The sequence below is a fragment of the Streptomyces sp. NBC_01477 genome (assembly GCF_036227245.1).
Lineage (GTDB): Bacteria > Actinomycetota > Actinomycetes > Streptomycetales > Streptomycetaceae > Actinacidiphila.
This window is the reverse complement of record NZ_CP109445.1, coordinates 8,014,398-8,033,522: the sequence shown is the minus strand read 5'-3', so window position 1 is coordinate 8,033,522 and position 19,125 is coordinate 8,014,398. Positions and strand designations below refer to the sequence as shown.

At 71.4% G+C, this 19,125-nt stretch carries 14 protein-coding genes; 10 read left to right on the top strand and 4 right to left on the bottom strand.

Annotated elements, in window-relative coordinates:
- Nucleotides 1-255: 255 nt before the first annotated feature.
- Nucleotides 256-1,290 carry a LacI family DNA-binding transcriptional regulator gene (locus tag OHA86_RS34240; protein ID WP_329181635.1) on the bottom strand — a complete coding sequence of 345 codons (1,035 nt, stop codon included), beginning with the start codon at nucleotides 1,288-1,290 and terminating at the stop codon, nucleotides 256-258.
- Between the two features lie 194 nt (nucleotides 1,291-1,484).
- Here OHA86_RS34240 and OHA86_RS34235 point away from each other — a divergent pair, with 194 nt between their 5' ends.
- From OHA86_RS34235 to OHA86_RS34215, 5 genes are all read left to right on the top strand, one after another.
- Nucleotides 1,485-2,855, top strand: a complete 1,371-nt coding sequence (locus tag OHA86_RS34235) for an ABC transporter substrate-binding protein (RefSeq protein ID WP_329181633.1) — start codon at nucleotides 1,485-1,487, stop codon at nucleotides 2,853-2,855.
- Nucleotides 2,856-2,947: 92 nt separating this feature from the next.
- A complete protein-coding gene (locus OHA86_RS34230; protein WP_329181632.1) occupies nucleotides 2,948-3,904 on the top strand; it encodes a carbohydrate ABC transporter permease in 957 nt (318 codons plus the stop codon).
- A 21-nt stretch (nucleotides 3,905-3,925) separates the two neighbouring features.
- Entirely contained in the window at nucleotides 3,926-4,834 is a 909-nt protein-coding gene (locus tag OHA86_RS34225; protein ID WP_329181630.1) for a carbohydrate ABC transporter permease, read from the top strand.
- A 187-nt stretch (nucleotides 4,835-5,021) separates the two neighbouring features.
- On the top strand, nucleotides 5,022-6,704 hold the full coding sequence (locus OHA86_RS34220; RefSeq protein WP_329181628.1) for a glycoside hydrolase family 13 protein: 1,683 nt from the start codon (nucleotides 5,022-5,024) through the stop codon (nucleotides 6,702-6,704).
- 40 nt (nucleotides 6,705-6,744) lie between these two features.
- On the top strand, nucleotides 6,745-7,950 hold the full coding sequence (locus OHA86_RS34215) for a LacI family DNA-binding transcriptional regulator (protein WP_329181627.1): 1,206 nt from the start codon (nucleotides 6,745-6,747) through the stop codon (nucleotides 7,948-7,950).
- 81 nt (nucleotides 7,951-8,031) lie between these two features.
- Here OHA86_RS34215 and OHA86_RS34210 read toward each other — a convergent pair whose 3' ends face one another.
- The gene (locus OHA86_RS34210) at nucleotides 8,032-9,489 is read right to left on the bottom strand and encodes a glycosyl hydrolase (RefSeq protein ID WP_329181625.1); all 1,458 of its coding nucleotides are present in this window, start codon (nucleotides 9,487-9,489) and stop codon (nucleotides 8,032-8,034) included.
- 402 nt (nucleotides 9,490-9,891) lie between these two features.
- On the opposite strand from OHA86_RS34210, the gene OHA86_RS34205 reads away from it, so the two are divergent.
- Nucleotides 9,892-11,034, top strand: coding sequence for a protein kinase family protein (locus OHA86_RS34205; RefSeq protein WP_329181624.1), 1,143 nt, complete (start codon nucleotides 9,892-9,894; stop codon nucleotides 11,032-11,034).
- Between the two features lie 7 nt (nucleotides 11,035-11,041).
- Here the strand turns inward: OHA86_RS34205 and OHA86_RS34200 are convergent, their stop codons facing one another.
- Nucleotides 11,042-12,082: a LacI family DNA-binding transcriptional regulator gene (locus OHA86_RS34200; RefSeq protein WP_329181623.1), complete on the bottom strand. Its 1,041-nt coding sequence runs from the start codon at nucleotides 12,080-12,082 to the stop codon at nucleotides 11,042-11,044.
- A gap of 365 nt (nucleotides 12,083-12,447) precedes the next feature.
- On the opposite strand from OHA86_RS34200, the gene OHA86_RS34195 reads away from it, so the two are divergent.
- The 3 genes from OHA86_RS34195 to OHA86_RS34185 all read left to right on the top strand — a co-directional run bounded on the left by OHA86_RS34195 (nucleotide 12,448) and on the right by OHA86_RS34185 (nucleotide 16,693).
- Nucleotides 12,448-13,788, top strand: coding sequence for an ABC transporter ATP-binding protein (locus OHA86_RS34195; protein WP_329181622.1), 1,341 nt, complete (start codon nucleotides 12,448-12,450; stop codon nucleotides 13,786-13,788).
- Nucleotides 13,789-13,821: 33 nt separating this feature from the next.
- The gene (locus tag OHA86_RS34190) at nucleotides 13,822-15,324 is read left to right on the top strand and encodes a carboxylesterase/lipase family protein (RefSeq protein ID WP_329181620.1); all 1,503 of its coding nucleotides are present in this window, start codon (nucleotides 13,822-13,824) and stop codon (nucleotides 15,322-15,324) included.
- A 346-nt stretch (nucleotides 15,325-15,670) separates the two neighbouring features.
- Nucleotides 15,671-16,693, top strand: a complete 1,023-nt coding sequence (locus OHA86_RS34185; RefSeq protein WP_329181619.1) for an ROK family protein — start codon at nucleotides 15,671-15,673, stop codon at nucleotides 16,691-16,693.
- A 182-nt stretch (nucleotides 16,694-16,875) separates the two neighbouring features.
- Here OHA86_RS34185 and OHA86_RS34180 read toward each other — a convergent pair whose 3' ends face one another.
- Entirely contained in the window at nucleotides 16,876-17,745 is an 870-nt protein-coding gene (locus tag OHA86_RS34180) for a winged helix-turn-helix transcriptional regulator (protein ID WP_329181617.1), read from the bottom strand.
- A 90-nt stretch (nucleotides 17,746-17,835) separates the two neighbouring features.
- Between OHA86_RS34180 and eno the strand changes: the two genes are divergently transcribed.
- Nucleotides 17,836-19,119, top strand: coding sequence for a phosphopyruvate hydratase (gene eno, locus OHA86_RS34175; RefSeq protein WP_329181615.1), 1,284 nt, complete (start codon nucleotides 17,836-17,838; stop codon nucleotides 19,117-19,119).
- Nucleotides 19,120-19,125 lie beyond the last annotated feature (6 nt).

Below are 19,125 nucleotides of genomic sequence, written 5' to 3'. Positions count from 1 at the left end.
GTGGCCTGAGTGAGCCGCACCGTAGCCCGGCGGTAACTGCTGTGCAATGCGCCGGGAGGCTTCCGCGGAATACCGGCTCCGGAGTACGGAATCCGGGTGCTGCCTGCGACAAGTGCCCTGACCTGTCAGGACGTCGGCTTGCCGGTGGCTCGCGGGCGGACGCGGCTGAATGCGGCGAAACTTTTCGGTCGGTTTCTTGCTCGGCGCTTTCCCTGCGTCCCGGGGGGGGCCGCGGGACGCCGAATCGTATGCCGCTCAGCGTTTGCCGGTGTGGGTGGTGGGGGCGGGTGCGGTGGAGTGGCGGACGACGAGTTCGGGTTCGTGGAGGAGTTCTTTGGGGGTGGGGTTGGTGCCGTTGATCTGGTTGGCGAGGAGGGTGACGGCGGCGCGGGACATGGCTTCGATGGGTTGGCGCAGGGTGGTGAGGGGTGGGTCGGTGTAGTTCATGAAGGCGGAGTCGTCGTAGCCGACGACGGAGAGGTGGTGGGGGACGGTGAGTCCTTGGCGTCGGGCGGCGCGGATGGCGCCGAGGGCGAGGACGTCGCTGCCGCAGATGAGGGCGGTGATGCCGGTGGCGAGGAGTTCGGTGGCGACGGCCTGGCCGCCTTCGAAGGAGAACAGGGCGTGGCCGATGGGGTGGGTGTCGGTGGTGGTGGTGTGTTTGGCCCGGCTCTGGTTGTGGTTGTGGTGGTGGGCGAGGGTGGTGAAGGCGGCGGCTTTGCGGCGGGAGGGGCTGTGGTCGGCGGGTCCGACGAGCAGGCCGATGCGGGTGTGGCCGAGTGAGGTGAGGTGGGCGTAGGCCTGCTGGACCGCGGCCACGTCATCGGTCGACACCTGCGGAAAACCGCCGTGTTCGACAGCGGCGTTGAGCAGCACGACGGGGACGCCGCGCTGGAGCAGGGCCGCGCTCTCGTCGGTGCTGAGCCCGCCGCAGAAGATGACGCCGGAGACCTGCTGGTCGAGCAGCATCGTCACGTACTCGGCCTCGGTGAGCCCGCCCGCGGACCGGGTGCACAGGATCGGGGTGAAGCCGAGTTGCACCAGGGCGCCGCCCGCGACCTCCGCCAGCGCGGGGAAGATCGGGTTCTGCAACTCGGGCACCACCAGGCCCACCAACCGGGCGCGTACGCCCCGCAGTTGGGTGGGGCGTTCGTAGCCCAGCACATCGAGGGCGGTCAGCACCGCCTGCCGGGTGCTGTCCGACACTCCGGGCTTGCCGTTGAGCACCCGGCTCACCGTCGCCTCGCTGACCCCGACTTTCTGGGCCACCTGCACGAGTTTGCGTACCATGAACGCACTATATCCGCGGTCGGCTGTTGATTTTCTGCGTTTCACTTGCATGCCTTACGCATTACATCGACAGCCTCGTGTGTTTTTTGCGTAAATGTGTTTACGTATTGCGTGCCTGGTGAGAGCGACGTAGCTTGTGCGTCACCTCGGGGAGCGGCCGCCCCCTCCACCCCCCTCATGACCAGGGACGATTCATGACCGGTTTCCCGGCGGGCAGCAGAGCCCGCATCGCCCTCGCCGTCACCGCAGCGGCGGGGCTCACCCTCGCACTGAGCGGCTGCGGCAGCTCCTCCGGCTCGTCCACCTCGTCCGACGGCGTCGTCACCATCACGGTGAACGACATGCCCGCCAAGACCGACCCGGTGAACCGGAAGATCTTCCTGGAGGACGTGTCCGCCTTCGAGAAGCTGCACCCGAAGATCAAAGTGGTGCCGCACGAGGGCCAGATGGACCCGCAGACCTTCTCCACGAAGCTGGCCGGCGGCCAGTTGGAGAACGCCTTCTACGTGTACTACACCGACCCGGCCGGACTGATCGCCAAGCACCAGGCGGCCGACATCACCCCGTACCTGTCGCAGTTCCCGGCCGCGAGCCAGGTCAAGCCGCAGCTGCGCAAGGTGTTCCAGGACGCGAAGGGCCACACCTACGGCCTGCCCGAGGGCAATTACTCGATGGGGCTGGTCTACAACCGCACGCTGTTCCAGCAGGCCGGGCTCGACCCGGACAAGCCGCCGACGACCTGGGACGAGGTCCGCGCCGACGCCAAGAAGATCGTAGCCCTCGGCCACGGCACCGTGGGCTACGGCGACTACAGCAAGTCCAACACCGGCGGCTGGCACTTCACCGCCGAGATGTACTCGCGCGGCGGCGACGTCGCCAAGCAGCAGTCCGACGGCACCTGGAAGGCCGACTTCGACAACGCCACCGGGAAGGCGGTCCTCCAGCAGCTGCACGACATGCGGTGGACCGACAACTCGATGGGCGAGCGCCAGCTCCTGGAGTGGGCGGACCTGCTCCAGATGATGGGCGCGGGCAAGCTCGGCATGTACCTCGCCACCTCGGACAACATCCCCAGCATCGTCGCGCAGTACAAGGGCGACCCCAAGGAGTACGGCCAGGGCCCGATCCCCGGCGGCCAGGGCACCCTGGCCGGCGGCGGCGGGTTCATGTTCAACCCCAAGGACACCCCCGAGCAGATCAAGGCCGCCATGGCCTGGGTGATGTTCAAGTACGAGAACCCCGACCGCATCGCGCTGGGCTCCCAGCGCGCGTCCGCGGCCAAGCAGCCGGTCGGCCTGCCCGAGCCCAACCTGTGGACCGGCGCCGCCGCGCAGGCCAAGGCAGCCGCCGACGCCAAGTACGCCAACGTGCCGGTGAGCAACTACGCGCCCTTCCAGCAGACCATCGCCGGCATCCCGCTGGTGCTCGAACCGCCGAAGGCCCAGCAGATCTACGCCGTGCTGGACACCGCCATGGCCACGGTCCTCACCCGGAAGGACGCCGACATCGACTCCCTGCTGTCGGACGCGTCCAAGCAGGTCGATTCCCTGCTCGCGGCCCAGTAGACCGCGCGCACCCGGAAGACCGACCCGCACTGTCCGCGGGCCCCGCCGAGCCCCGACCGGCGCGGCCCGCGGACGCCGACGAAGGAGTTCTCATGGCCACCTCCCTGGCCCCGCACCGCCCCGGCCCTCCGGCGGCCCCCTCCCACGGCCGCACCGGGGCACTCACCGCGCGGCACGCCCGGCTGCGCCGCCGGCTCGCCGACAACGCGCTGGCGTACGGCTTCATGGCGGCCGGCATCGTGTGCTTCGCGGTGTTCTCCTGGTATCCGCTGGTCCGGGGCATCATGCTGAGCTTCCAGCAGGACAACCTGATCACCGCGCCGCAGTGGGTGGGCCTGGACAACTACCACCACCTCTTCGACGACCCGCTGTTCTGGACCGCGTGGAAGAACACCGCGGAATTCACCGGCCTGGCGCTGCTGCTCGGCTACGCGGTGCCCTTCGTCATCGCGGTGCTGCTCAACGAACTGCGGCACTTCACGGCGTACTTCCGCATCGCGGTCTACCTGCCGGTGATGCTGCCGCCGATCGTCAGCGTCATGCTCTGGCAGTTCTTCTACGACCCCGGCGGCGGCCTGTTCAACACCGCGCTGCGCGGCGCGCACCTGCCCACCTCGCAGTGGATCCAGTCGCCGGACACCGCGATGATCTCGCTGGTGCTGGTGTCCACCTGGGCCAACATGGGCGGCGCGACGCTGATGTACCTGGCCGCGCTCCAGGCCATCCCCGGCGAGCTGTTCGAGGCGGCCGAGCTGGACGGCGCCGGCCTCTGGGCGCGGCTGCGGTACGTGACCCTCCCGCAGATGCGCTTCATCATGCTCGTCCTGCTGCTGCTCCAGATCATCTCCACCATGCAGGTCTTCATCGAGCCCTTCCAGCTCACCGGCTTCACCGATCCGTCGACCATCACCGTGATGACGCTGATCTACCGCTACGCCTTCGCCGTCAACAACGACTTCGGACTGGCCGCGTCGATGAGCGTGCTGCTGTTCGCCGTCCTCGGGGTGTTCGCCGCGCTGTATCTGCGGCTGACCCGGGAAACGGACTGAGGAACACGAGGGAACACGACCATGACCACACGCGCCTCCGCCTCCCCGGCGACCCGCAGTCTGATCTCCGACCAGGAGCTGGCCCGGCCCCGCTACCGCGCCGCGTACTTCACGGTGCTCACCGTCACGACCGTGCTGTTCGCCGCCGCCTTCCTCTTCCCCCTGTACTGGATGGCGAGTTCGGCGCTGGAGACCCCGCGCGAATTCGCCGCGCAGACCCCGACGCTGCTGCCGAAGTCCGTGCACGTGGCCGCGTACCGCGACGCGTGGAGCCAGATGGACATCGCGCACTTCTTCCTCAACACCGTCTGGTACGCGGCCGGCGGGTGGCTGATCCAGATCTCGGTGGACGTGTGCGCCGCCTACGCGCTGTCCAAACTGCGGCCGGCGTTCGGCAAGGCGATCTTCGCGGGGATGCTCGCCAGTCTGATGCTGCCCTCCGCGGCGCTGCTGGTGCCCGCCTACCTGACCGTCTCCGACCTGCCCCTGGTCCACCTCAACCTGCTGAACACGCCCTGGGCGCTGTGGCTGCCCGGTGCGGCCAACGCCTTCAACATCTACGTGCTGCGGCGCTTCTTCGACCAGATCCCCGGCGAACTCCTCGACGCCGCCAGCATCGACGGCGCCTCCCGGCTGCAAACGCTGCTGCGCGTGGTGCTTCCGCTGTCGCGGTCGGTGCTCGCGGTGATCTCCATCTTCGCGGTCGTCGGGATGTGGAAGGACTTCCTGTGGCCGCTGCTGGTGCTCCAGGACCCGGACAAGCAGACGCTGTCGGTGGCGCTGCACCGGCTGTCCACGTCCACCACGCAGGTGCCGCCGACCGAGATGATCGCGGGGCTCTCGATCGCGGCGGTGCCGATGATCGTGCTGTTCCTGTTCTTCCAGCGGCACATCCTCGGCGGATTGTCCGCCGGAGCGCTCAAGGGCTGACCCGGGCCGGCCGCTGACCCGGCCCGGCCACCGGCCCGGGCCGGCCGCTGAGGCGGCGCGCCTGTCCCGTACCCCCTCCCGGCCGCTCCCCCGCGGTCCCCCGGCCGCCGGACGCTGCCTCCGCACGCCCACTGTTCGCGCACTTTGCCCCGATATCACCACCCCCTCACTGAAGGAGCCCGCCCCCGTGGCCGATCAGACCGTCGCAGCCGAGTCCGTCCAGTGGTGGCGTGACGCCGTCATCTACCAGGTCTACCCGCGTTCCTTCGCCGACGGCGACGGCGACGGCATCGGCGACCTGACCGGCATCCGCGACCGCCTGCCCTACCTGGCCGAACTCGGCGTGGACGCCCTGTGGTTCACCCCCTGGTACGCCTCGCCGCAGGCCGACGCCGGATACGACGTCGCCGACTACCGCCGCATCGACCCGGCCTTCGGCAGCCTGGAACAGGCCGAGGCCCTGATCACCGACGCCCACGCGCTCGGTCTGAGGATCATCGTCGACGTCGTCCCGAACCATGTCTCGGACCGGCACGCCTGGTTCCAGGAGGCCAAGGCCGCAGGTCCCGGCGCCGAGGCCCGCGACCTGTTCTGGTTCCGGCCAGGACGCGGTACGGACGGCGAACTGCCGCCCAACGACTGGCAGTCCGTCTTCGGCGGACCGGCCTGGAGCCGTACCGCCAACCCGGACGGCACGCCCGGCGAGTGGTACCTGCACCTCTTCGCGCCCGAACAGCCCGACCTGAACTGGAACAACTCCAAGGTCCGCGAGGAGCACGAGAGCGTGCTGCGCTTCTGGTTCGACCGCGGGGCCGACGGGGTGCGGATCGACTCCGCGACGATGCCCGCCAAGGACCCCGCGCTGCCGGACTTCGACCCCGACACGCCGCCGGTGCCGCACCCGTACATCGACCGGGACGACGTACACGACATCTACCGCGCCTGGCGGACCCTCGCCGACGGCTACGAGGAGCCGCGCGCGCTGATCGGCGAGGTGTGGCTGGCCGACCCGGAGCGGTTCGCCCACTACCTGCGGGCCGACGAGATGCACAGCGCCTTCAACTTCGACTACCTCAACTGCCCCTGGGACGCGGCGGCGCTGCGCCGGGTCATCGACGCGACGCTGGCCGCGCACGCGTCGGTCGGCGCCCCGGCCACCTGGGTGCTGTCCAACCACGACGTCACGCGGCACGTCACCCGTTACGGCCGTGCCGACACCTCCTTCGGGCTGTCCCTGCGCCAGCACAAGACCCCGACCGACCTGGAGCTGGGCGCCCGCAGGGCGCGGGCCGCACTGCTGCTCAACCTCGCGCTGCCCGGTGGCTGCTACCTCTACCAGGGCGAGGAGCTGGGCCTGTGGGAGGTCGAGGACATCCCCGGCGAGCTGCGCCAGGACCCGATCTTCCACCGCACCGGGGGCACCGACATCGGCCGTGACGGCTGCCGGGTGCCGCTGCCCTGGTCCGGCGACCAGCCGCCGTTCGGTTTCAGCCCGGAGGGCGCAGCCGCCCCGCCGTGGCTCCCGCAGCCCGAGCAGTGGGCCGCGCACACCGTGCAGGCCCAGGACGGCAGGCCCGGCTCGATGCTGACCTTCTACCGGGCGGCCCTGCGGCTGCGCCGCGGCGAGCGGGGGCTGCGCGGCGCGGACTTCCGCTGGCTGCCGGGACATACTCCCGGCGTCCTGGGCTTCGCCCGCGGCGACGGCTTCTTCTGCCTGGCGAACCTCTCGGGCGCTACGGTGCCGCTGCCCGCGGACGCCGACGTCGTCCTGTCCAGCGCTCCCGGCTTCGACCCGGCGGACCCCGGCGCGGCGGGATCAGGCGCCGGGGAGCTGCCGACCGACACGACCGTATGGCTGCGGCAGCGCTGACCGGCGCTCGGGCCTCGACGAAGAAAGCGGACATCGCGTCATGACTCGGAGACTGGCGGAAGTGGCCAAGCGGGTGGGCGTCAGCGAGGCGACGGTGAGCCGCGTGCTGAACGGCAAGCCCGGAGTGTCGGACAGCACCCGGCAGGCGGTGCTGACCGCCCTCGATGTGCTGGGCTACGAACGCCCCACCCAACTCCGGGGCGTACGGGCGCGATTGGTGGGCCTGGTGCTGCCCGAACTGCAGAACCCGATCTTCCCCGCACTGGCGGAGGTCGCGGGCGGCGCCCTGGTCCAGCTCGGCTTCACGCCCGTGCTCTGCACCCGCACCGCGGGCGGGCTCACCGAGGCCGAGTACGTGACGATGCTGCTCGACCAGCAGGTCTCCGGCGTCATCTTCTGCGGCGGACTGAGCGCCGACGAATACCGGGCCCTGCTCCAGCGGGGCCTGCCCGTCGTCCTGCTCAACGCCGCGATCGACTACGCCGCGATCCAGGCGGAGCGGCAGCTCGACCGCCGGCCGGACCGGCCGGGCCCGGCCGACCGGCGGCCCGACCGGATCGCGGAACACCGTCAGGACCGCCACGCGGTCCGTGCCGCGGAGCATCACCAGGACCGGCTCGGTCCCCGCACGCTCGGTTTTCCGCAGGTGTCGACCGATGACGTGGCCGCGGTCCAGCAGGCCTACGCCCACCTCACCTCACTCGGCCACACCCGCATCGGCCTGCTCGTCGGACCCGCCGACCACAGCCCCTCCCGCCGCAAAGCCGCCGCCTTCACCACCCTCGCCCATCACCACAACCACAACCAGAGCCGGGCCAAACACACCACCACCGACACCCACCCCATCGGCCACGCCCTGTTCTCCTTCGAAGGCGGCCAGGCCGTCGCCACCGAACTCCTCGCCACCGGCATCACCGCCCTCATCTGCGGCAGCGACGTCCTCGCCCTCGGCGCCATCCGCGCCGCCCGACGCCAAGGACTCACCGTCCCCCACCACCTCTCCGTCGTCGGCTACGACGACTCCGCCTTCATGAACTACACCGACCCACCCCTCACCACCCTGCGCCAACCCATCGAAGCCATGTCCCGCGCCGCCGTCACCCTCCTCGCCAACCAGATCAACGGCACCAACCCCACCCCCAAAGAACTCCTCCACGAACCCGAACTCGTCGTCCGCCACTCCACCGCACCCGCCCCCACCACCCACACCGCCCCCGGCGGCCTGCGCGCGGTCGGCAGCAACTGAGCGGTGGGAAGCCGGTGAAGGGACGACTCGGGGCCGTCCGCGGGTGGCGTGCGGACGGCCCCGACGAGGTGCTGTGTCCGGTCAGGCGGGGAGGTGCCAGAGCTGCCAGGCGTTGGTGTTGCGGTCCCAGATCTGCAAGCGGGTGCCGTTGGCGGTGCTTCCACCGGGTACGTCGAGGTAGCGGCCCGACTGCGGGTTCCTCAGATGCCCGTCCGACTCCGCCACCCACTGCTGAGCGCCCGAACCGTTGCAGTCCCAGAGCTGGAGCACGGTGCCGTTCGCCGTGCCCTGACCGGTCACATCCAGGCACTTGCCCAGCGCCCGGACCGTACCGTCGGAACCCACCGTCCACGACTGCGCACTCGTACCGTTGCAGTCGTACACCTGAACCGCCGTACCGTTCGCGGTCCCACCGGACGCCACGTCCACGCACTTACCCCCCACACCCGTCACCGCACCCGTGCGCGAACCGCCCGGCGGAGTCGTCGGCGGCGTCGTCGGACTGCCGGTGGGGACGCTGAACTGGCCCTGGCTCAGCACCCGGGAGGAGTTGAACGTCGCCTGCACGGCGGCGTTGTTGTTGTACGACGGGTTGGTGAGGTAGTCGGCCCAGATCATGAACCAGGTCCACAGCGGCTGCGCGGCCAGCTGCGACGCACTCGGCACGGTCCCGACCTCGGCGAGCGAGACGGGCTTGCCGTGCGCGACGTTGACGATCGCCTGGTACCACTCACTGCTGGGCCAGTTGTGCACCCAGGGGTCGAGGCTCGCCACATCGACGTCACTGTCGCCCGGGTAGTAGGAGGCGACGTTGGCGGCGCCGCCGTCGATGTCCTTGACGTTCCACACCCAGATGATGTTGGTCAGGCCCTTGGACTCCAGGTAGTCGTGGGTGATCTGGAACAGCTTCGCGCTGCCGCTCGCCCCGGAGCGCCCGCCCCACCACGCCCAGCCCTCGTTCATCTCGTGCAGCGGCCGGAACAGCACGGGCACACCCGCGTCCTTGAGCTGCTGGAAGTACGGGACGGCGGTGTCGAGTTTGCGCTTGTAGTCGGTGTTGAGCGTGCTGCCGTCGGTGATGAGCTGCTGCCACTCGGGGTCCGACAGGTGGCTGCCCTTGATCGGGTTCGGGCCGCTGTCGAAGTCGCAGGTGTCGACGTCGGGACGGCACATGTGCCAGGTGAGATTGACCAGGGAGCCGTTGGCCCACTCGGTCTTCGCCTGGTTGATCATCGTCTGCCGGCTGGCGATGTCCGTTGCGGTGAAGCCCAGTTCACCGCCCCACAGGCCGGGCCACTTGCCGGTGACGGAGTGCGCCTGCGCGGTGTACTGCGACGGATTGCTCAGCGGTTCCTTGTTGTGCACTCCGCTGATGACGTGGTTGCCGCTGATCTGGTGCAGGTAGCCGACAACGGCGTCGGGCGTCGAGGCGCCGGTCGCGGACGCCTGCGACGGGGAGGTGGCCAGCCACGCGACGGCGGCCAGCGGCAGCGCGGCGATGACGGCCGCGGTCCTGCGGGTGAGGATCTTCGGTCTCATGTGAACCCTCTCATGAACGTCATGGGGGTGGAACGTTGCATGTCGTGCGGTTCCGGCCGGGACCGCACGGGACCGTGGAGAACACTTGGGGCACGGATGAACCGACGCCAGGAAGCTAGAACCCTGTCCTGACCCTGTCAATGGTTCGGACCAGCCGGAGGTAGAACGTGCCAGTTAACGGGGTAGGTTCAGCCGGCCATGTCCAGGTATGGACCAAACCCCCCGGCCGGCACACGAGACCGGGCGTCCGCCCATCGCGATGGCCGGGGAACGCCGAGTCGTGAAGAGGGGACCTGGTCGGCCCGGTTCTCGTCAACCGGGGGTCGCGCTCGGTCGTCGGCGTAGGGTCGGCGCCATACGCAGGATTGCCGAAGCCCTCGTTCGGGCGCCGAGGAGCCGTCGATGGTGGAGCAGGATCTGCTGCGTGCCGCACGCCTGACTGGTTACGGGAGCGTGAGCACCCGGCTCTCCTTGCTGAGCGACCACCGGCTCGGGGAGGTCGTGGCCGCCGCCACGCCGCTCGGGTCGGGGATCGGCGGCAGGTCGGCAGAGCTGGACGTCGACGGAACGCGCGTCTTCGTCAAGCGGATCCCTCTGACGGACACCGAATTGCGCCCGGAGAACGCGCGGTCGACGGCGAACGTCTTCAAACTGCCGCTGTTCTACCAGTACGGGGTGGGCTCGGCCGGGTTCGGTGCCTGGCGGGAGCTTGCCGTGCACACCATGACCACGAACTGGGTTCTCGGCGACGAGTACGCGGGATTCCCCCTGATGTACCACTGGCGGGTACTGCCGGACTCCCCTCCCGAGGGATTCACCAACGACTTCGGAGGCCTGGAGGGGGCCGTCGCGCACTGGGAGGGATCACCCGCTGTTCGTGACCGGCTGGAGGCGATCGGCCGGTCCTCGTCCAGCCTGGTGCTCTTCCTGGAGCACGTACCGCACACACTCGCCGGATGGCTGGCCGACCACCGCGAGGCGGCCGTGCCGGAGGACGGGGACGGCTCGCCCTTCGGCTGGGTGGAGGAGGCTCTGACGGGCGGAGCCGCCTTCATGAGGTCTCGCGGGCTCGTCCACTTCGACGCCCACTTCGCCAACATCCTGACCGACGGCCGCCGGCTCTACTTCGCTGACTTCGGACTTGCCCTGAGTTCCCGCTTCGACCTTTCGGCGGACGAGTCCGGCTTCCTCTCGGACCACCTCGCCTACGACCACTGCTACAGCGCGAGCCACTTGCTCCGGTACCACGTGCTCGACGGCGTACGCGGCGACACGGAACGGGAGGTCTTCCTGGGCGACTGGATCGCAGGCCGGCGGCCCGGCGGCATCCCGCCCGGGATCACGGCCATCATCGACCGGCACGCGCGCCCTACCGTCGTCCTGGACTCCTTCTTCCGCCGCCTGCTCGACGAGAGCAAGAAGACGGCGTTTCCGGCCGCGGAGATCGAGCGGCACCTGGGGGCCGGAGCCACGGCTTCGAGCAGGTCCGCCCCCGCGCCCGGGCTGTCCGCCCGTACGGGATCGGCTGCCACGACCCGGCGGTAGCTGCGGCCTAGCCCCGCGGCGGCGGCGCGGTGGAGCCGCGCGGCACCAGGCTCGGCACCTGCGCGGCGTGCGAGCGGGCCTCGCGGCGCGCCATGACCTCGAACAGCGTCTCGGTCACGTCGGCGCCGAAGGAGAAGATGTCGTGCCGCATCGCCGAGAGCATCGGCCGGGTGAGCTGGCACAGCTGGGAGTCGTCCCAGGCCAGCAGGGACAGGTCCCGTGGAACGGACAGCCCGAATTCCGCGGCGACGCCGAGCGCGGTGACGGCCATGATGTCGTTGTCGAAGACGATCGCGGTGGGCCGCTCGGCGGACAGCAGCAGCGTACGGCAGGCCCGGCTGCCCTGGTCGGCGGAGAAGTCCGCGACCACGGTCTGTGCCTGGAGGCCCAGTTCGGCGCTGACCTCGGTGAAGGCCCTGGTGCGGATCGCGCTGTGGCCGAGGTCGGCGGGACCGCTGACCCGGGCGATCCGGCGGTGGCCCAGCGCGGCCAGGTAGCGGACCGCCTCCGTGGTGGCGGCGGCGTCGTCCGTCCACACCGAGGTGAAGGGGCCGGCGAGCGAGGGGTGGCCGACGACCACGGCGGGCAGTCCGATGGCGGACAGCGCCGGGATACGCGGGTCGTCCACCTGCAGGTCGACCAGGATGCTGCCGTTGACCCGGTTGCCCTGCCACCACTCGCGGTGGACCTCGATCTCGTCCGCGGACTCGACCAGCCGCAGCAGCAGCGAGCAGGAGTGCCGCCCCAGGACGCTCTCGATGCCGGAGATGAACTCCATGTAGAACGGTTCGAGCCCGAGCATCCGGGCCGGCCGGGCGATGGCGAGGCCCACGGTGTGCACCGCGCGGCCGGAAAGCGACTGCGCCGCCTGGTTCGGACTCCAGCCCAGGTCCCTGGCGGCCTGGAGGATGCGCGCCTTGGTGGTGGACGAGACGCCGGGCTTGTTGTGGACGGCGATGGTCACCGCGGACGGTGACACCCCCGCGAGCCGGGCGACATCCTTGATCGTGGCCTTGCGCTCGCCGCCGGCGGCTGTCGTCTGCCCCACCAGGATGTCCGCCTTCGTGTCGTGATCATGCGCCAGGCCCGGCGGTCCGGCGGTAGAGCGCACCAGTGCCGCGGCCCCCGCCAACCTGCAAGTGCCTCATCGTAATCGATACCGCCAGCCCCGCCATGGCCGGCGACGCCACTCGGTGCCCCCGCGCCCGCGACGCCACGGGGCGCCCCGGCGACGCGACCCGCACGGCCCATGACACCCAGCGCAGTCGGCGACTCAAACGTTTTACCACCGCGTCGCCCGCCCCGGGGCCGCACGCCAGCGATGCACCCGCCCAGGCCTCGGTCTGTCCTCGGTTGCTCGTGGCAACGGACGTTCCCAAGAGGAGTGGACGGCCTTCGAATGGTGAGCGCCGGTTGAGCGTCGGAGTCGGGCAGAGCGTGATCACCGAACTCCGTATGCGCCTGTTCACCCACCTCCAGGCGCAGAGCGTGGCCTTCCACGGCGAGCACGCCTCCGGCACGCTGGCCTCCCGGGCGTCCAGTGACGTCGAGGCCGTCCGCGAGCTCTTCGAGAACGGGATCGATCGGATCATCACCGCGGCGGTGTCTCTGATCTACGTCCCCTGCGTCCTGCTGGTGCTCGACTGGCGGCTCGGCGCCGCCGCGCTGGCCGCGATGGCACCGGTCTGCTGGACCATGCACGCCTTCCGCAGACGCTCCCTCGACGTGTATCACCGGCGCTCGGCAGCGGCCGGCGCGGCGGCGGGCGACATGAGCGAGACCTTCGCCGGCATCCGCACCGTCCGGGCGTTCGGCCGCGAGGACATCAACGAGCGCCGGTTCGCACGGCTCAACCGACGGCACCGGAAGGAGAACCGGCAGGCCGAGCTGGAGATGGCACGTTACGTGACCTCCTCGCGTCTCGTTGCCAACACCGCTGTGGCGGGACTCGTGTTGTGGGGCGGTTACCGTGTGGCCCCCGGCACGCTGGAGTTGGGCACCTACGCCGGGTTCGTGCTGTACCGGGAGGACGTCTCCTTCGCCTACCCCGGCGGGCACGAGGTGCTGCGCGGCTTCGCACTCGACATCCCCGCCGGCCAGACGGTCGCGCTGATCGGCCCCTCGGGCGGCGGAAAGTCCACGCTGGCCGGGCTGCTGGCACGGTTCCACGATCCGACCCGCGGCCGTGTCCTCCTCGACGGCGTCGATCTGCGGTCCCTCGCGACGGCGGAGCTGCGCCACGGGGTGGTCATGGTCCCCCAGGAGGGCTTCCTCTTCTCCGGCAGCGTCGCCGAGAACATCGCCATGGCGCGTCCGGACGCCACGCCCGACGAGATCCGGCAGGCCGCCGAGGCGACCGGGGCCCATCGGTTCATCTCCGCGCTCCAGGACGGCTACCGGACCGAGGTCGGTGACCGCGGTGGCCGCTTCTCGTCGGGCCAGCGGCAACTGATCGCTCTGGCCCGCGTCTTCCTGGTGAACCCCTCCGTCATCGTGCTGGACGAGGCCACCGCAGTCATCGACATTCCGAGCGAGCGCGCGGTGCTGAACGCGATGCGCACGGTCTTCCGGAAGCGGACGGCGCTCGTCATCGCCCACCGGCTCTCGACCGTCCACGTCGCCGACCGCGTACTGGTGCTGGCCGACGGCCGCGTCATCGAGGACTGCGCCCCGGCCGATCTGGGCAGCGGGAGAGGCGCCGCCGACCCGTGCGAGCCCCCACGCCCCGGCGTCGCGGGACCCCCGGCATGCTGATGTCCCGCATCCGACATCCGACAGGAGCCAGCCGTGGTGACCCTGCACACCCCTTTCGGCACCGTTCGCGGCCGGACCGTGCCCGGGCCGTTCGGCGACGCCGAGGAGTTCCTCGGCATCCCGTACGCCGAAAGCGCCGGCCGCTTCCGGGCGCCGGGGCCGCCGCCGCGCTGGACGGGCGAACTCGACGCGCGCGCCTACGGACCGGCGTGCCCGCAGACGCCGGTCGGCGCGGCCGGGCTGCGGACGGACGAGCACCGGTGCCTGAACCTGAGCGTGTGGCGGCCGGCCGGCCGCACCGGTCCGCTGCCGGTCATGGTGTGGATCCACGGCGGCGCCCACCTCTACGGGCACCACGCCAACCCGGTCACCGCCGGCGCCCGCCTCGCGGCGCGGTACGGCGTCGTGGTGGCCGCCCCCAACTACCGCCTCGGGGCGCTCGGCTACCTCTCGCTCGACCACCTGCTCGGCCCCGGCTACGCCGACGCCGCGAACGCGGCGCTGCTCGACCTGGTGGCGGCCCTGGAGTGGGTGCGGCAGGCCGCGCCCGCCTTCGGCGGCGACCCCGGCAACACGACCGTGTTCGGGCAGTCCGCCGGTGGCGCGAGTGTCGCCGCGCTGCTGGCGATGCCCCGCGCCGAGGGGCTGTTCCGGCGGGCGATCATCGAGAGCGGCACCGGCGACCGCGCCCAGGACGCGGACCACGGCCGGCGGCGCACCGCCGAACTGCTGGAATTGTGCGGTCTCGACGCCTCGCGGGCGGACGCGCTGCTGACGCTGCCGACCGCGCGCCTGATACGGGCGCAGGAGGCGCTGATACGCCGCCGCAGCAGCCGGCGCCCCAACCTGGACATCGCCTTCCAACCCTCCCTGGACCCGGGGCTGTTGCCGGCCGTGCCGGTCGACGCGGTCGCCGCGGGCAGTTCCTCGGACGTCGACCTGATCATCGGCACGAACCTCAACGACGCCTCCGGGTATGTCCCGTTGGACACTCCGGACGCCGACGTCGACACCGCGGTGCCCGCTCGGCTGGCGGGTGCCGACTTCCCGCACGTGGCCGATCTGGCGGCGCGGCTGCCCGAACGGCTCGCCGCCGTCATGGGCCGCCCGCCCCGCGCGGCCGAGGTCGTCGAGGCCTACCTCGCCGAGCAGATCTACCGCGAGCCGTCCCAGCGGCTGCTGGACGCCCGCCGTACGGCCCGCGGCCGCACGTACGCGTACCTCTTCACCTGGAGCGCCCCGCACACCCGGGCGGGGCGCGGCTCTTCGCACACCCTGGAGATCCCGTTCGTCTTCCAGACCCAGGACACCCCGCGGGCCCGCGTCGAGGTGGGAAAGGCAGCGCCCGCCGCGCTCGCCGACGCCCTCGGCGCGTACTGGACGAGCTTCGCCCGCACCGGTGTGCCCGAGGGGCACGGCCTGCCGGTGTGGCGGCCGTACGCCGTGCCGGAGCGGACCACCGCCGTCCTCGACACTCCGGTCCTGATGGCCGCCGACCCGCGGCGGCCGGTGCGCGAGCTGCTGGCGCGGGCGTGAGCAGCTCGCGCACCGGCGTGACGAACATAAAACGTTCGAGAAACCTCGCTGCGCCGAATGGCGCTCCTCGGGCCACCGATCCCGGAGTGGCACAGGAACGGCACAGGAACGCGCAGCCTCCGGCGGGTAGATCCGCGAGCGGAACCCACACATCCGCGCACAAACAACCGTACTTGAACGGTCTATGGACAGCGCTTGCCCCGGGGGTCTACTGTGACGGCGCGCCACCTTCGGCCCGTACGACGGCGGGAACGGCGTTCACCTGGTCCCCCGCGGACGCCCTCCGCCCACCCGGCTCGCGCACGCCCGCCGCCTGCTCGTGTTCTTGCGAACGGAGAACAGCCCCATGCTCAAGCACTCCCGCGAGGTGACCGGCGGCCCCGGCGACGGGGCCGGGACCCTGCTGGCCGGTGTCGACATCGGCGGCACCAAGATCGCCGGGGCCGTGGTCGACCGCGAGGGCGGCGTCGTGCACCGGGTCCAGCGGCCGACGCCCGCCGGCAGCGGGCCGGAGGAGACGTTCGAGGCCGTGGCGTCGGTGCTGGAGTCGCTGGCCGCCCACCCCGGCTGGCAGCGCGTGGCCGCGGTGGGGATCGCCAGCGCCGGCCCCGTCGATGTGGAGCGCGGCACGGTGAGCCCGGTCAACATCGCCGCGTGGCGCGGCTTCCCGGTTGTCGAACGGACCCGGGCGCTGCCGGCCGCGGCCGGGCTGCCGGTCGTGCTGTGCGGCGACGCCGTGGCGATGACGGCGGCCGAGCACTGGGTCGGCGCCGCCCGCGGCTGCCGGGACGCGCTGTGCATGGTGGTGTCCACCGGGGTCGGGGCGGGGCTGGTCATGGACGGCGTGGTCCGCAGCGGTCCCACCGGAAACGCGGGGCACCTGGGACACATCACCGTCGACCTGCGGGGCGAGCCGTGCGCGTGCGGGTCGCGCGGCTGCGTGGAGCAGCTGGCCAGCGGGACGGCCATCACCAGGAACGCGCTGCGGGCAGGCTGGCGTCCCGCGACCGGCACCGCAGACGCCGCCGCGGTGGCGGCCGGAGCGCGCGCGGGCGACAGTGCCGCTGTCGCGGCCTTCGACACCGCGGCACGCGCCCTGGCGGCAGGCATCGCGGCGGTCGCCACCCTTGTCGAGATCGAGGTGGCCGTGATCGGCGGTGGTGTCGCGGAGGCCCACGACGTCCTCTTCCCGCCGCTGCGCCGCCACCTGCGGTCCTACGCCACGCTGTCGTTCGCCGCCGGGGTCCGCGTCGAGCGTGCGGCACTGCGTGCGGACGCCGGCGTCGTCGGCGCCGCCTTCCTCGCCGCCGGAGGCCGGCCGGTCCCCGGCGGTCACCTGTCGGACGCCGGTTGCCGCCTCACCGGCTGATCGCCCGCGCAGGCCGCCGGACTCCGCAACTGCCGGTCCGCAGGACGAGCCACGTCCGGCCCGCACAGCCGCACCCGACCGCTCCACGCACCCGGCCACGGGCTCCCCCAGAGCCCGCCAAAGCCCGCCAGGACTCGGCAAGCCCCGCAGGGCGAGCCCCGGCGACCGGCCCGGAGCGGCGCTCAGCCGCCCTCGGCGGCGAGCGCGGTCGCGAGCCGCCGGGCCTCCTCCACCGCGTGCGGAATGTCAGCGACGGGGAAGAGCACGTGCCGTACGGTCCGCCGCCGGTCGAGGACGAGGACCGCGCGCTTGAGCCGGAGTTGGCCGGCGCTGTGGAAGGTGGGCAGCCGCAGCGCCGCCGCCAGCCGCAGCCGGGTGTCCGACAGGAGCGGGAAGGGCAGCGCCTCGTCCTGGGCGAAGGCCGCCTGCTCGTGCGGGAGCTGGGTGCTCACACCGTGGACGGCGACGCCCGCGTCACGGAACGCGGGCCAGGCGCCGCGGAAGAGCCGGTTCTCCAGCGTGCAGCCCGCGGCGCCCGGAAGCGGCTCCTCCCACGGGATCCCGGTGGCCGGGTAGGTGAACAGGACGGTGGCGGCGGCGTCCGGGGCGACGGCGTCACGCATCGTCCCGTCTCCCGCGGGCAGTTCCAGCTCCGCGGGAAGCCTGCTGCCGGTCAGCGCGTGCATACGGGCGTGCTCCGCGCTGTCCTCGGCCGCGGTGGCGGTGACGCTCCCGTCGCCCAGCACCCAGCGGTCGCCCCAGTCCTGCATGGCCACCAGCAGCGGCAGCAGCGCGAGCCCGGAGTCGGTGAGCAGGTATTCGTAGCGGACCGGGCGGCGCTGGTAGAGGCTGCGGCGCAGGACGCCGCGGGCGACGAGCTTGCCGAGCCGTTCGGTCAGGACCTTGCGGGACAGGCCGAGTTCGGCGGCGAGGGCGTCGAAGCGGACGTGGCCGCGGGCGATCTCGCGCAGGACGAGCACGTTCCACCAGTCACCCGTGACGACGGCGGCCTGGGCGATCCCGCAGTCGTCGTCGGCGTTGTGCATCCTCATGCATCCATAGTACGTTCCTTTTCGGAATGCACTTTGTTGCAGAGGGGAACTTACTCTTCGGTCCCAGGACCGCACGTGAGGAGCACTGCCATGACCGCCATCACCCGTGTCGTCGCCCGCGAGATCATCGACAGCCGGGGCAATCCCACCGTCGAGGTGGACGTCGAGCTGTCGGACGGCTCGCTCGGCCGGGCAGCCGTACCGTCCGGGGCGTCGACCGGTGCTCGGGAGGCGGTGGAACTGCGCGACGACGACCCGGCCCGCTTCCACGGCAAGGGCGTCCGCCGAGCCGTCGACGCCGTCAACGAGACCATCGCGGACACCGTGACGGGGCTCGACGCGGAGGACCAGGCCGCTGTCGACGCGGCACTGATCGCGCTGGACGGCACCCCCAACAAGGCCAGGCTCGGCGCGAACGCGGCCCTGGGCGTCTCGCTCGCCGTGGCCAAGGCCGCCGCGGCAGCCCACCGGCTGCCGCTGTACCGCTACGTCGGCGGCGTGGACGCGCGGCTGCTGCCCGTACCGATGATGAACATCATCAACGGCGGCGCGCACGCCGACAACCGGCTGGACTTCCAGGAGTTCATGATCGCCCCGATCGGCGCGGCCACCTTCGCCGAGGCCGTACGGATGGGCTCCGAGGTCTTCCACACCCTGCGCGGCGACCTGCTCGCCGCCGGACACAGCACGGGCGTCGGCGACGAGGGCGGCTTCGCACCCGAATTGCGCACCGCCGAGGAGGCGTTGGAATTCGTCGTCCGGGCCGTCGAGCGCACCGGCTACAAGGCGGGCCACGACATCACCCTGGTCATGGACCCGGCCACCTCGGAGTTCTTCCGCGACGGCGTCTACGACTACGCGGGCGAGGGCGTCCGGCGCACTCCCGAGGAGCATGTCGACTACCTCGCCGGACTCGTCGCCGGCTACCCGGTGGCCTCGATCGAGGACCCGATGGCCGAGGACGACCTCGACGGGTGGCGGCTGCTGATGCCGCGGCTCGGCGACCGCTGCCAGCTCACCGGCGACGACGTCTTCTGCACCAACGAGACGCTGCTGCGCGAGGGCATCGCCAACGGGGTGGCCAATTCCGTGCTGGTGAAGGTCAACCAGATCGGCACCCTCACCGAGACCCTGGCCACCGTCGGCACCGCCCACCGGGCGGGCTACACCGTGGTGATGTCGCACCGCTCGGGCGAGACCGAGGACACCACCATCGCCGACCTCGCCGTGGCCACCGGCTGCGGCCAGATCAAGACCGGGTCGATGTCCCGCTCCGACCGCACCGCGAAGTACAACCAGCTCATCCGCATCGAGGAGGAGCTGGGCAGCCAGGCGCGCTACGCGGGCAGGGACGCCCTCGGCCTGCGGCGCTGAGCACCC

Excerpts from the sequence above, each read along its gene's own strand:
- OHA86_RS34240 (WP_329181635.1), bottom strand. The coding sequence starts at position 1,290 with ATGGTACGCAAACTCGTGCAGGTGGCCCAGAAAGTCGGGGTCAGCGAG.
- OHA86_RS34235 (WP_329181633.1), top strand. The coding sequence starts at position 1,485 with ATGACCGGTTTCCCGGCGGGCAGCAGAGCCCGCATCGCCCTCGCCGTC.
- OHA86_RS34230 (WP_329181632.1), top strand. The coding sequence starts at position 2,948 with ATGGCCACCTCCCTGGCCCCGCACCGCCCCGGCCCTCCGGCGGCCCCC.
- OHA86_RS34225 (WP_329181630.1), top strand. The coding sequence starts at position 3,926 with ATGACCACACGCGCCTCCGCCTCCCCGGCGACCCGCAGTCTGATCTCC.
- OHA86_RS34215 (WP_329181627.1), top strand. The coding sequence starts at position 6,745 with ATGACTCGGAGACTGGCGGAAGTGGCCAAGCGGGTGGGCGTCAGCGAG.
- OHA86_RS34210 (WP_329181625.1), bottom strand. The coding sequence starts at position 9,489 with ATGAGACCGAAGATCCTCACCCGCAGGACCGCGGCCGTCATCGCCGCG.
- OHA86_RS34205 (WP_329181624.1), top strand. The coding sequence starts at position 9,892 with ATGGTGGAGCAGGATCTGCTGCGTGCCGCACGCCTGACTGGTTACGGG.
- OHA86_RS34185 (WP_329181619.1), top strand. The coding sequence starts at position 15,671 with ATGCTCAAGCACTCCCGCGAGGTGACCGGCGGCCCCGGCGACGGGGCC.
- OHA86_RS34180 (WP_329181617.1), bottom strand. The coding sequence starts at position 17,745 with ATGAGGATGCACAACGCCGACGACGACTGCGGGATCGCCCAGGCCGCC.
- eno (WP_329181615.1), top strand. The coding sequence starts at position 17,836 with ATGACCGCCATCACCCGTGTCGTCGCCCGCGAGATCATCGACAGCCGG.